The sequence below is a fragment of the Marinibaculum pumilum genome, from assembly GCF_042646425.1.
Classification (GTDB): domain Bacteria; phylum Pseudomonadota; class Alphaproteobacteria; order Ferrovibrionales; family Ferrovibrionaceae; genus Marinibaculum; species Marinibaculum pumilum.
Genome location: NZ_JBHRTR010000028.1, coordinates 66,103 through 78,903, shown reverse-complemented (window position 1 = coordinate 78,903; position 12,801 = coordinate 66,103). Strand labels below are relative to the sequence as shown.

The window sequence follows — 12,801 nt, the reverse complement described above, 5'->3', positions numbered from 1 at the left end:
GTCAGTCTCCTGAACGATCCTGCCCGTCGGTCGTCAGTGGCGGGGAGGGGCCGCGCGGCGCTCCGCCCTGATGCGGCTGCGGCAGGCTTCCATCTCTGCGAGGTCGCCCGATTCCAGACAGGCCATGACCCGTGCATTCTGGCGGCGCTGCGCCTCCAGCCGGGTCAGGGCATGGCCGAGCGAATCGTGCAGGCGGACGACCCGTCCTTCCAGGTCGGACATCGTCTGGCCCAGGTCGAGGACCGCCGCGTCGAGATCGCTGAGCGCCGTGATCAGCCGCTCGGTCTGCGGCCGCCATGCGCGACGTGCCCGGTACAGGCGGGCGATCGCCGGATCGATCGCGCCTGGCGCCGCGGGCGAGGGCACGCCCGGCCCGCCGACCGGCCGGACATCCTGGCCGGCGTGACGGGCCAGTCGGACTGCACGCCATTCGCTGAGGATGACCACGTTGCCGGCGTTCTGTCCTCGATCCTGCATCATGGTCCCTTTCGATTGCGCCCTGTTGCGCGGTGCGGCCCGGGGAAGCGCGCATTGCAGTGCAGCATGGCCGGGCCATGCGGCACAACCCCGCACGACACCCGGCGCCCGGCCTACGCCCAACGAATAACGGGCGGAGTCCCGGCTGGTTCCGGAGGCGACCGGGTCGGTGCCCGGCCGGTTCAGCGGCGCCGCAGGATCAGGACGCTTGCACTGAACAGGGCGAGGATCAGCAGGAGGCCCTGCACGATGTACTGCCAGTAGGTCGGCACGCCCATGATCGACAGCCCGTTGTTGATCACGCCGATCAGCAGCACGCCGACGAAGGTGCCCAGGATATGGAAGCGGCCCGGACGCAGGGTGGAGGCACCGATGAACACAGCAGCGAAGGCGTTCAGCAGATAGGTCTCCCCCACGCCCTGGGGACGGCCGGCCCCCAGATTGGCTGCCGCCACCAGGCCGCCCAGTGCTGCGCAGGCCGCCGAGATGCCCATGGCGATCAGCGCGTAGCGCTTCACCGCGATGCCGGACAGGCGCGCCGCCTCCTGGTTGCCGCCGATGGCATAGAGGTTGCGGCCGATCTGCGTATGCTCCAGGAACGCCCAGAGCAGCAGCAGCACCAGCAGCATCGCGATCACCGGATTGGGAATGCCAAGGGTGTATTCCTGGCCGATCGCCAGGAACTCCTTCGGGATGCCCGACAGAATCGTGCGCGACTTCGACAGGCCCAGCACCACGCCCGTGATCACCGACCCCATCGCCAATGTCTCGATGAAGGCGGATATCCCCAGATAGCTGACCAGGGTGCCGTTCAGCACGCCGATCGCCGTGGCTGCCGCGAGCACAAGCAGAACTGCAAGATAGGGGTCGATCTGCGGGCCGTTCCGGAACACGAGCACCGTCGCCAGCCAGCCGCCGAGGGTCGCCATCGCGGCGATCGAAAGGTCGAACAGGCCCATCACCAGGCAGACCGTCAGCCCCAGCGCGATGATGCCCAGGATCGAGACCTGGTTCAGGATGTTGAGGAAGTTGCCGACGGTGGGGAACACGCTGGGCCGGCCGATGGTGAAGATCACCAGCAGCAGGATCAGCGAGGCCAGGGTGCCGTAGCGCGCCAGCCAGTTCAGCCAGTCGAAACCCGGCTTCGCCGCGCCGCCGGCGCCATCCGCAGCGGCGCCTGCGGTCCCGTCATTCCGGGCCATCCTGCCCCCCTGCCGCCAGATGCATGATGGCCGTTTCAGTCATGTTCGCTCCGGTCAGTTCGCCGACGATGCGGCCGTCGTGGAACACCAGCACGCGGTGGCAGACGCGCGGGAATTCCTCCACCTCGGTAGAGGTGAAGAGCACCGCGGTGCCGTCGTCGGCGATCCGTCTGGTCAGGTCGTAGATTTCCGCCTTCGCGCCGACATCGACGGCGGCGGTGGGCGAGTTCAGCAGGTAGACCCGCGCGCCATGGGCAAACCAGCGCCCCAGCACGGCCTTCTGCTGGTTGCCGCCGGACAGGCTGTCGATCTTCGCCTCCAGCCCGGCCATCTTCACGTTCAGGTCGCGGGCGGTCGCGGTTGCCATCTCGCGCTCGCGGCCGCGATGGACGAAGCGGAAGACCGGGTCCGTCACCATCCGCGCCAGGCTCGGCAGGCTGATATTCTCCCGCACGCTGAAGCCCGGGAACAGGGCCTCCTTGTGGCGGTCCTTCGGCACCAGGGCGAAGCCGCCGCGCAGCGCCCGCCGCGGATCGCCCAGGTCGACCGGCGCGCCGTCGATGCGCACCTCGCCCGTATGGGCCCGGGCCCGTCCGAACAGGACGTCGAAGACCTCCTCCGCGCCGCTGCCGGGCAGTCCGGCGATCCCCAGGATCTCGCCCGACCGGGCGGTGAAGTCGGCGCTTTCGATCCGGTCGGCGGAAAGCCCCGACACCTCCAGGATCGGATCGCCGAATAGCTTGCCGGCCTGGGCGACCTCTTCCGCCATCGCGTCGGAGCGACCGACGATGGCCTGCACCACCGCACGCCGGTCGATGGCGTCATGCGCCCAGCTGCCCGCAAAGCGCCCGTCGCGCAGCACCGTGATCCGGTCGGAGATGTCGAACACCTCGGCCAGCCGGTGGCTGACATAGAGGAAGCCGTGCCCCTCTTTCGCCAGGCGCCGCATATGGCCGAACAGGACATCCACCTCCTGCGGCACAAGGGCGGCCGTGGGCTCGTCGAGGATGATCACCTTCGCGTCGCTGGCGACCGCCTTGGCGATCGACACCATCGCCATCTCGTCGGGCCGCAGCTCCGCGACATTGGCCCGCGGGTCGACATCCAACAGCCCGACCCGTTCCAGATGCCGGCGGGCCTCCGCCTCGACCTCCTGCCAGTTCACGAAGATGCCGAGCCGCCGCGGCAGGTGTCCGCCGAGGATCAGGTTCTCCTGCACCGTCATGGTGGGAACCAGGTTGAAATGCTGATGCACCACGGCGATGCCGTGGCGGGTCGCGTCCTGCGGCGAGGCGATCTGCACCTCTTCCCCGGCCACCCGGATACTGCCTTCCGTGGGCCGATGCGCCCCTGTCACGCACTTGATCAGGGTCGACTTGCCCGCACCGTTCTCGCCCAGCAGGGCATGGATCTCGCCCACCCGAACCTCCAGATCCACATGATCCAGGGCAAGGGTGCCGGGGAACCGCTTGGTCAGGCCGCGGACCGCCAGAAGCGGCGGCGGACCGCCGCCGTCCGGGCCAGGGTCGGATCCTGCCGCGGCAGCGGCCGCGCTGTCGGAGGTTTCGGTCAAATCGTCACTCTGGTGCCGTAGAGATGCGTGCGGGATATGCGGACGCGGAAATTGCCGGCGGTGATGCGCGGACGTCGCGCGCGCAGGCGGGCGCGGCCCGAAACCGGCGGCGACGGGCCACCGCAACCGGCCCGGGCCAGCAAGGCCCGGGCCGTGACGGCGGCCCGCCGGTCCCGCAACCTGCCGCCTTACTGGATCTCTGCCGAGAACAGCGGGCAGGTCTTGAAGTCGGGCTTGTGGCCCGTGGACGGCACCGTCTGATCCAGGATCAGGCAGGGCTTCTTGTAGAGCACCCGCGCCGGGAACTTCTCCCCGTCGACGGCACGGCAGACCGTGTCGACCGCGGTGGTGCCCATGCCGCCCACGTCATAGGCAACGGTGAGCGCCAGGGTGTTGCCGTCGCGGATCAGGTCATAGGCCGGCGCGGCACCGTCCATGCTGACGACGAAGATCTCATCCTGCTTGTTGGCCTGCTCGATCGCCCGGACCGCGGCGACCGCGATCTCGTCCCAGCCGGTCCACACGGCGTCGATCTTCTCGCCCGACTGCAGCAGGTTGGTCATCTTGGCATAGACGTCATCGACCTGGCCGGGCACCTTCACCTCGACCTCCTCGACCTCCAGGTCGGGATAGCCCTCGACCACCGCATGGAAGCCGCGGTCGCGGTCCTGCAGGGCTGGCAGCACGTTCCAGTTGAACTTCACAACCTTGCCGCGACCGTCGATGCGGGCCACCATCTCCGAGGCGGCGATCACGCCGTCGGCAACGTTGTTGGAGCCGATATCGGCGGTGATGCCCGGCACCAGGCCGGAGAAGGTGGAGACGAAGGGGATGCCCGCCTCCTGCGCATTCTCGATCACGCCGCCCATCTGGTTGTTGTCGGACGCGACATTGATCAGGGCGTCGAAGCCGCGCTGGATATAGGTATTCGCCTGGTTGTTGGTCGCCACCTGATCGCCGTTGCCGTCGTAGGTTTCGACCTCCCAGCCCTTCGCCTTGGCCGCGGCCGTGGCGCTTTCCATCATCTCGGTGATGGTGGGCGAGGCGCCGTTGACGGAGAAGACGGCGACCTTCAGCGGGTCCGCGCAGGACTTCGCCAGGGCCATGCCGGCCGGCGCGGCGACGGCCAGACCGGCAGCCAGGGCGGTGGCCGCCACGGATCTTCCAAGCAGAGTACGACTGATCATGTTCGACTTTCCTCCCGTTTGCGCCCGTGTCCGCCAGCAGCTGCAATGCCGCCGGCCGGCCTTTCGGACCCGCCCGCCGGCATCATGGCCGGCCGGACATTTTCGCGGCCTGTGCCGCAGGTCTGCCTGACCCGTGAGGCGGTACCGGATGCGCCCGCCATGCTTGGCGCTTGCAGCGGGCGGGTTCCGCCTGCGATACTTTGCGTATCGTTCTGTAGAACGAGATTGTCATACAATCTTGTTCACGAGGCAAGCACCGGGCAGACCGCGACGGCCATGCGGTGGGCCTCCTGAAGGCATCGAAGAATGCCAAAGAAAATGCAGACGGGGCAGGCAGGGCGGCGTATGACCGGCAGAGCGGGCAACCGGCGGCTGCCGTGCAGGACGGAGCATTACCAGACGTGAGCAGCGAGACGGCAGGTGGCGCGCAGAAGATGCGCCGATCGGTACCCAGGACACGCGTGCCGAGCACGGCGGGCATGGAAGACGGCGCGGCCGGCCTGACGGCACCGCGCCGGCAGAGCAGCCCCGACCAGGTGGTCGACGCGATCATTCGCGGCATCATGCAGCGGCGCTATGTGCCGGGACAGCGGCTGGTGGAGGCCGACCTCACGCGTGAACTGAATGTCAGCCGCGGCACCATCCGGGAGGCCCTGAAGCGCCTGGCGGCGGAGAGCATCGTCCGCATCACCCCGCATCGCGGCGCCTATATCCGCGCCCTCACCCGGACGGAGGTGGACGAACTGCTGGTCTGCCTGGAGGTCCTGACCGGCCTCTCGGCACGGCTGGCGGCGGAAAATGTCGACAAGGGCGACAACCGCAGCCGGTTCCAGGCGGTCGCCGACGGCCTCGTCCGGTTCGAGGCAGTGGGCGAGGACCTGTATCGCAGCATCCGGCAGCGGGTGGACTTCTACAACGCGATGCTGGCGGTCGGCGGCAACCGGGAACTGGCGCGGATCATGCCGCTGCTGCAGATCCACCAGTTCCGCACCCAGTTCCACGCCTACCATTCCGGCAGCGACATGCAGAGCCACTTCGCCGAATATGCGGAGATCGTCGAAGGCATCCTGGCCGGCGACCCGAAGCGCGCGGAGCGCGCGATGAAGCGGCATATCCGCAATACCGGCCGCCGCATCCAGAGCCTGCCGGACTTCGCCTTCGCGCCGGAGGAGGGCAGCTGAGCGGCAACCGCCCTGCCCTGCGCTACAGGATCTCGTGGATGGTGTATTTCGGCCCCTTCTCCAGCCGGTCGCCCTGGCCGACGCAGACCATGCGGTTGAGCCAGGCATAGCCGGGCGCCGCCGTCTCGAACCAGGGCTGGATCCGGAAGTAGTAGTCGGCGGGCTCGACCCGCTCGCCGGCCGACATGCGCTTCATCACGTCGTCCGGCCCGTGCCGCATCCCGCGATAGGTCATGTAGATCAGCGCGCCGTCGTCGGTCTCCAAGGTCAGGCGCACGTCCAGAAGCAGCACGCCGTCGGGGCGGGTCAGCGCCCAGTCGGCACCGGAATGCGGCACGATCCGCCCCCGCAGCTTCGGCCCGGCGAAAGTGCCGCCATGGACGGTCACGATCTTGCGCCCCCCGGCCGGCGTCTGCGCCGACAGGTGCGGCGCATCCAGCCAGGCCTCCAGGTCCATCAGGAACCGGCTCTCCAGGGCGCGCGGCTGTTCCGTCATGGCTGTCCTCCCGTTTCCGTTTCTGTGCCGGCAGGCTACCATTGTCCAACAATCTTGTCCGGCAATACCGGACCGAAGGGGAGGATGACGGCATGACGATCCTGGTTACGGGCGGCACCAAGGGCATCGGCCTGGCGATCGCCAAGGCATTCGCGGAACCGGGCAAGCTGGTGGCGCTGAACTATCACGGTGACGATGCGGCGGCGGATGCGGCGCGCCGCGAGGTCGAGGCGCTGGGCGCCGACTGCCTGGTGGTGAAGGGCGATGTCGGCACGCCGGAAGGCGCCGCCGCCGTCGTGGCCGCCGTGGCCGATCGCGGCGCGGGACTGGATCAGCTGGTGCATTGCGCGGTCAAGGTCCTGCCGGCGCCGGTGCTGGAGGTCGACCCGGGCGCCTTCACCCGGGCAATCAACCTGAACGGCACCGCCATGCTCTACCTGGTGCAGGCCGCCCTGCCGCTGATGCGCCGCGGCGGCACGGTGTTCTTCCTGTCCAGCCGCGGCGGCAAGGTCGTCGTGCCGAACTATGCCGCCGTGGGCGTCGGCAAGGCGCTGGCGGAATGCCTGGTCCGCTACCTCGCGGCGGAACTGGCGCCGAAGGGAATCCGGGCGAACTGCGTCGCCCCCGGGATGGTGGACACCGCAGCGCTGCGAGAGGTGTTCGGCGACCAGACCGGCGGCCTGCTCGCCGACAATGCCGCGAAGAACCCGAGCGGACGCGGCATCCGGGACGAGGACTACACCGCCATGATCCGCTACCTGGCCAGCCCCGCGGCGGAGATGGTCCAGGGCCAGGTGATCTACATCAACGGCGGCCACAACCTCAGCGCCTGACCCGGCCGCGGCGCGGCCATTCCCGCTGCGCCGTCCCAAGGCTATCCTGCCAGAAGGCGCCGCGGACAGATGCGCCATCCATCTGGCTAATGTCCGCGTATACCGGAAGTGTCGAAGATGCAGGCTCGACACCACCGGCGGCGGCAGCGACCCGGGGATCAGCCCCGTGCTGCTCCGGCACGGCAGACGGGCGGATGGGGCGCAGGGAGGCAATGTCGGACGATCGGGTCCCGATCATCGAGGATCGCCACAGTGCCGGCGGCGGACACAGCCTGCCGCCCTGGCTGGTGCTGATCGTCGACGACGACGATTCCGTCCACCAGGCGACGCGCTTCGCGCTTGACGATTTCCGGTTCGAGAACCGCGGGCTTCACATCCTCAGCGCCTATTCCGCGGAAGAGGCGCGCGAGGTCATTTCCGATCATGCCGACGCCGCGGTCATCCTGCTCGACGTCGTGATGGAAAGCGAACATGTCGGCCTGGACCTGGTCCGCTGGATCCGGGACGAGCTGTCCAACAACCGGGTGCGGATCGTGCTGCGGACCGGTCAGCCCGGCTTCGCGCCGGAACTGCAGGTGGTCCGCGACTACGACATCAACGACTACAAGCAGAAAAGCGAGATGACCGCCGCCAGGCTGGTCACGACGGTCTATTCGGCGCTGCGCTCGTTCCGCGACATCGTCCGCCTGGAGCAGCAGGCCGATCGCCTGACCCGGGCGCTGAAGACGGCCGAGGATGCCAGCCGCGCCAAGACGGACTTCATCACCCATATGAGCCACGAGTTCCGCACCCCGCTGAACAGCATCATCGGGCTGTCGGAGGTGATCGCCACCGAGATGCTCGGGCCGGTCGCCACCACGAAATACAAGGAATATGCCTGGGACATCGTGACCTCGGGCCGTCGGCTTCAGATCCTGGTCGAGAGCGTGCTCGACCTTGCCGAGGACGGCGACCGGCAGTCGATGCACATCCAGACCTTCGACCTTCACGAACTGGTCAGCGAGTTCTTCGCACAGGAAAGCCGTGAGATCCCGCTGATGCGGGAGCGGGAGGATGCGGAGCAGAACGGGACGGTGGCGTCGAGCGGGCTGATGCTGCGTGCGGACCGCCACGCGGTGCTGACAATGCTGAAGCACCTGGTGTCGAACGCGCTCAACCACAACCCGTCGAGCTGTCGGGTCCGGGTCACCGCCCGCCAGCTGCAGGACGGGCGCCTGGTCCTCTCGGTCGTCGACGACGGTGTCGGCATCGACCCGGCGGTGATGAAGCGGCTGGGGGAGCCGTTCAACCTGCAGAGCAACCCCTATGTCTCGGGCCGCGGCGGGCTCGGGCTCGGCCTGCTCGCCACCAAGGCCCTGATCGAGCGCCATGGCGGCCGCATGGTGGTGGAAAGCGAGCGCGGCAAGGGCACCACCGTGCGCCTGCTGTTCCCGGCCGAAGGCCCGCCCGGCCAGAAGGACGGGTCCGGCAGGCGCCAATGACGCAGCGCGGTTGGCATAGGATCCGGACCGCCTGGCGGCGTGCCCGGCAGGTCGTGCTGGCCGCATCCCTGTCCCTGGCGTCGGGTCTGTCCCTCGCCGGCTGCGACGACGCGGAGCCGATCCGGATCGGCTTCATCGGCGGGCTGAGCGGCCGTTCCGCCGATATTGGCGAGGCGTCGCGGAACGCGGTGCAGCTCGCCCTGCAACAGGCCAACGCGGCCGGCGGCATCGACGGCAGGGAGATCGAGCTGATCGTCCGCGACGACCGCAACGATCCCGCCGTCGCAGCCGCCGCGGTGCGCGACCTGGAGGCCGCCGGCGTGGCGGCCATCATCGGACCGAACATCAGCGCCGTGGCCGAAGGCATGCTGCCGGTGATCGACGAGCTGGGCGTGATCACCATCTCGCCCACCATTTCGGCGCTGGAATTCGCCGGGCGGGATGACGACCTGTTCCGGATCAACCTCACCACCCGCGATAATGCCCGGATCTATGCCCGCCACTACGCCGAAGCCGGGATCGGGCAGGTCGCCGCCGCCATCGACGGCAACAACCGCGTCTTCTCGCAAAGCTGGCTGGACGAGTTCGCCACCGCCTTCGCGGAACTGGGCGGCAAGGTGGTGGCCACCGACATCTTCGACGCCAAGGATGCGCGCGGCTATTCCGACACGGCACAGCGACTGCTGGCGAGCGCACCGCAGGCGATCCTGCTGATCGCCAACAGCGTGGACACCGCGCAGCTGGTTCAGCAGATCCGCAAGCTGGACGGCGAGATCCTCCTGGTGGCCGCCGAATGGGCGGCGTCGGAACGGCTCCTGCAACTGGGCGGGAAGGCGATCGAGGGGCTGGAACTGGTCCAGTCCTACGACCGCAACGATCGCTCGACGCACTACACCGCGTTCCGCCAGGAATATCGCGAGCGCTTCCAGCAGGAACCCGGCTATTCCAGCATCGCCGCCTACGATGCGGTCACCGTGTTGCTGGCGGCCCTGCGAACCCCGGGCAACGGCCGCGACCTCAAGACGGTGCTTCTCGACCTGCCGCCCGTCACCGGATTGCAGCAACCCGTCAAGTTCGACCGCTACGGCGATGCGCAGCGGCGGGCCTTCTTCGTGGTGATCCGGGACGGCCGATTCGAGGCGTTATGAATCCGCCGCAGCCCCGCCGCAAGGCCGGAATCCGCCTTCGCACGTCGGTCAGCATGCTTCTGGTCGGTGTGATCCTGGTGACCCTGCTGGTCGTCGGCAGCGGGCTGCTGGGTTTCCTGCTGCCGCGGGTCGCTGCGGAGAACCGCGCCCTGGTCGGCCGGGCGGCAGCGGAGATGGCGGAGCGGGTGGAGGTCTTCCTGGAGAACGTAGAGGCCCGCGTGACCCTCGCCGGCGACCTGTACCAGGACCTGCACCCGGACGAACTCCCGGCCCTGCTGGACCGGGCTAGGCGGCCCAACCTATCCGCTCTCTACATCATCGATGCCGACGGCCGGCTGCTTGCCGCCAGCATCGAAGGCTATTCCGACGCCCGGCTCACGGAGCTGCGCGGCATCGACCTGTCGACCTACCCGTTCTTCAGGTCTGCGGCGCGCAGCGCCACGCCGCTGTGGAGCGACAAGCACATCTCCGCCGTCACCGGCGACGTCACCGTCGGCCTCTCGGCCCCGGCCGGCAAGACGGGCGGCGTGATCATCGCCGAGATGGCGATGGAAACCCTGCTGAGGATCAGCCGGGTCGCCAGCGAGAGCGGCAGCCTGGGCTACTGGATCCTGGACAGCAAGGGCGAGCTGGTGGCCGATACCGACCCGCGCGGCAGCGAACCGGTCAATCTCTATGGCCAGGAGATCGTGGCCGCCGGCCTGGAGGGACGCCGGCTGCCCGAAACGATGCGTTTCGGCGGCGACACCTACAACGTCTCCGCCGCCTATTCGCCCCAGCTGGGCTGGCTGTTCGTCAGCCGCATCCCCGCCGGCCTGGAGAACCCCAGGCTGCGGGAGATCGTCGGCATCCTGCTGGTCATGGTGGTCGGCTCCGTGCTGGTGGGCCTTCTGCTGGCGCCGCTCTGGGCCCAGCGGGTGGCCCGGCCGATCCGCCAGGTCGCCGGCAGCGCCTCGCGCATCGCCCGCGGCGCGGCGCCGGCGGACTGGCCGGGCAGCGGCATCACGGAGCTGAACCAGCTGTCCTTGGACCTGGCCACGATGTGGTCGGCAATCGCCCGCCGCGAGGAGGAGCTGCGCCGCCTGAACGAGGAACTGGAAAGCCGGGTGGCGCGGCGCACCGCGGAACTGCAGCAGAGCAATCGTGAACTGTCGCAGGCCTTGGTCACGGTGGAGCAGGCCAAGGACGAGCTGATCCAGTCGGAGCGGCTGGCCGCGCTCGGCCGTATGGTGGCCGGCATCGCCCACGAACTGAACACACCGCTGGGCAACGGCCGGGTCGCGGTCTCCGCGCTGTCGGACCGGCTGGCCCGTTTCGAGGCCAGCCTGGCGGAAGGGCTGCGCCGGTCGGAACTGGACGCCTTCATCGCCAGCGTCCGGACCAGTTCGGGGATCGCCGAGCACAACCTCAGGCGGGCGGCGGACCTGGTCGGCAGCTTCAAGCAGGTGGCCGCGGACCGCACCGCGTCGCGGCGGCGCAAGTTCCAGCTGCGCGAGGCCGTTGACGAGGTGTTCCTCACCATCAGCCCGGCGATGAAGCACCTGCAAGTCTCGCTGACTGCCCATGTCCCGGAATTCCTCTGGCTCGACAGCTATCCGGGTGAGCTGGGACAGGCGCTGACCAACCTGATCGAGAATGCGGTCGCACACGGCTTCAAGGACCGGGCGCACGGCTCCGTGGCGGTCACCGCCGACCTGGACGAGCGCGACCAGATCGTGCTGGAGGTCCGCGACGACGGGTGCGGGATGACGGAGGAGGTCGCCCGCAAGGCCTTCGACCCCTTCTTTACCACCGCGCTCGGCCAGGGTGGTACCGGCCTGGGCCTGTTCATCACCCACAACGCGGTCACCAACGTGCTTGGCGGGACGATCGGCCTGCACAGCCGGCCGGGTGCGGGAACCGCGTTCGAGCTGCGGATCCCGCGGGTCGCGCCGGCGCCGGAGGCGGAGGCGGAGAAAGGCGGTAGCGACGGGCCGCCGGCGACCGACATGCCGGCCCGTCCGGGCTGATGCGAAGCCGTCAGCCGGCGCGATCGCGCAGCGCAAGCAGGGAATAGACCGCCTCCACCAGGACCAGGGCATCGCCGAGCCCGATGCCGCCGGCATCGACATGGCCGATCCCGTCCACGAAATGGAGGTCCGCCCGCGACCGGCCGTCCGCGTCCCGCACCGCGGCCGCCAACGCCCGGCTCTCTCCCGCCGGTATGACGGGGTCGTTGCGGCCATGTACCAGGATCAGGCGGGGGCCTGGGCCGGTAAAGTCCCGGCGCGACAGGTCCAGAGCCTGCATCTCGGCGCGGATGCCGGCCGGCAGGGCGGCCAGCAGTGCCGGCGCGCGCGCCCGGTCGGTGTTCGACAGGAAGGCATGAACGGCCCGGCCATCCGCACCGAGCCGTGGCACCAGGTCGGCGATGCCCGCATCGGGCGTTGCCAGCCGCCGCCGCGCCATCTCCGCCAGCAGCGCGGCATCGGCGGGATCATCGACCCGATGGGCATTGGCCCGGAGGAACACCCACTTGCCGTAGCTGCCAGGTTGGCCCCGCACCCATTCCCCCGGCCGGCCGGACGCATCCGGGTCGGGCGGCACCGACTCGGCCAGGCGGTACCAGCCGGTGGTGAACCAGGTCGCCACGGCATCGGCGTCGTGATAGCCGCCGATGCCCACCAGCACGTCGACCTCCGCGGCGGCGCCGCGCCCTGCCGGCAGCGGTTCGTGGGCGGCCAGCATCGCCGGGCCGACGGCATAGGATATCGCCACCACGCCGAGGAAGGCCGGCCGGCGACCGGCCATCTGCCGCAGCGCGTCGGCGATGATCCGCGCATCCCCGGCCGAGAGGGTCATTCGCCGCAGGGCGGGAATCTCCGGCACCAGGACGCTGAAGCCCGCATTGGCGAGGGTGCCGGCGAACGCCACCAGGCGCGGATCGTCCCGCCCCCGGGGCGAGGCACCGGGCACCAGCACGAGGGCGGCCGCCGGCTGCCAGCCGTCCGGATGGTAGAGGTCCGCCTGGTGCGCCCGACCGTCCCGGGTGAAGGGATGCGCTGTCCGGACGACCCCGTCCGGCAGCCGGCCTGCCGATATGTCGGACAGCACCGAAACGGTCTGCATGCCGCGCCCTACGGCGCAGGAGGCGAGCGCGAGGACCGCGAGGACCGTCAGGGCGAGGCGGATGGGAGCGCCGCGACCCGGCCTGCAGGATGACCGCATCTCTTCGGTCGATATG

General features: G+C 69.3%; 11 protein-coding genes. 5 read left to right on the top strand and 6 right to left on the bottom strand.

Translation table 11 applies throughout. The annotated features are described in order from the left end of the window. Nucleotides 1-33: 33 nt before the first annotated feature. The 4 genes from ACFOGJ_RS13075 to ACFOGJ_RS13060 form a co-directional block, all read right to left on the bottom strand. Nucleotides 34-480 (bottom strand): hypothetical protein, encoded by a 447-nt coding sequence (locus ACFOGJ_RS13075; protein ID WP_379901036.1) that lies wholly within the window; start codon nt 478-480, stop codon nt 34-36. A 179-nt stretch (nt 481-659) separates the two neighbouring features. Then, the gene (locus tag ACFOGJ_RS13070; RefSeq protein WP_379901034.1) at nt 660-1,679 is read right to left on the bottom strand and encodes an ABC transporter permease; all 1,020 of its coding nucleotides are present in this window, start codon (nt 1,677-1,679) and stop codon (nt 660-662) included. Beyond that, nucleotides 1,666-3,252: a sugar ABC transporter ATP-binding protein gene (locus tag ACFOGJ_RS13065; RefSeq protein ID WP_379901032.1), complete on the bottom strand. Its 1,587-nt coding sequence runs from the start codon at nt 3,250-3,252 to the stop codon at nt 1,666-1,668. Before ACFOGJ_RS13065 ends, ACFOGJ_RS13070 begins: the two co-directional genes overlap by 14 nt. A 188-nt stretch (nt 3,253-3,440) precedes the next feature. Beyond that, the gene (locus ACFOGJ_RS13060) at nt 3,441-4,439 is read right to left on the bottom strand and encodes a sugar ABC transporter substrate-binding protein (protein WP_379901030.1); all 999 of its coding nucleotides are present in this window, start codon (nt 4,437-4,439) and stop codon (nt 3,441-3,443) included. 479 nt (nt 4,440-4,918) lie between these two features. Here ACFOGJ_RS13060 and ACFOGJ_RS13055 point away from each other — a divergent pair, with 479 nt between their 5' ends. Continuing rightward, nucleotides 4,919-5,620, top strand: a complete 702-nt coding sequence (locus ACFOGJ_RS13055; RefSeq protein WP_379901028.1) for a GntR family transcriptional regulator — start codon at nt 4,919-4,921, stop codon at nt 5,618-5,620. 22 nt (nt 5,621-5,642) lie between these two features. On the opposite strand, the gene ACFOGJ_RS13050 is transcribed toward ACFOGJ_RS13055, so the two are convergent. After that, nucleotides 5,643-6,116: a DUF3237 domain-containing protein gene (locus ACFOGJ_RS13050; RefSeq protein WP_379901026.1), complete on the bottom strand. Its 474-nt coding sequence runs from the start codon at nt 6,114-6,116 to the stop codon at nt 5,643-5,645. 92 nt (nt 6,117-6,208) lie between these two features. Here ACFOGJ_RS13050 and ACFOGJ_RS13045 point away from each other — a divergent pair, with 92 nt between their 5' ends. The 4 genes from ACFOGJ_RS13045 to ACFOGJ_RS13030 all read left to right on the top strand — a co-directional run bounded on the left by ACFOGJ_RS13045 (nt 6,209) and on the right by ACFOGJ_RS13030 (nt 11,587). Then, nucleotides 6,209-6,949, top strand: a complete 741-nt coding sequence (locus tag ACFOGJ_RS13045) for an SDR family oxidoreductase (RefSeq protein WP_379901024.1) — start codon at nt 6,209-6,211, stop codon at nt 6,947-6,949. Nucleotides 6,950-7,161: 212 nt separating this feature from the next. After that, nucleotides 7,162-8,430 carry an ATP-binding response regulator gene (locus ACFOGJ_RS13040; RefSeq protein ID WP_379901022.1) on the top strand — a complete coding sequence of 423 codons (1,269 nt, stop codon included), beginning with the start codon at nt 7,162-7,164 and terminating at the stop codon, nt 8,428-8,430. After that, the gene (locus ACFOGJ_RS13035) at nt 8,427-9,578 is read left to right on the top strand and encodes an ABC transporter substrate-binding protein (RefSeq protein WP_379901020.1); all 1,152 of its coding nucleotides are present in this window, start codon (nt 8,427-8,429) and stop codon (nt 9,576-9,578) included. Before ACFOGJ_RS13040 ends, ACFOGJ_RS13035 begins: the two co-directional genes overlap by 4 nt. Nucleotides 9,579-9,631: 53 nt before the next feature. Then, on the top strand, nt 9,632-11,587 hold the full coding sequence (locus ACFOGJ_RS13030) for a sensor histidine kinase (RefSeq protein ID WP_379901018.1): 1,956 nt from the start codon (nt 9,632-9,634) through the stop codon (nt 11,585-11,587). Between the two features lie 10 nt (nt 11,588-11,597). On the opposite strand, the gene ACFOGJ_RS13025 is transcribed toward ACFOGJ_RS13030, so the two are convergent. After that, nucleotides 11,598-12,686, bottom strand: coding sequence for a hypothetical protein (locus tag ACFOGJ_RS13025; RefSeq protein WP_379901016.1), 1,089 nt, complete (start codon nt 12,684-12,686; stop codon nt 11,598-11,600). Nucleotides 12,687-12,801 lie beyond the last annotated feature (115 nt).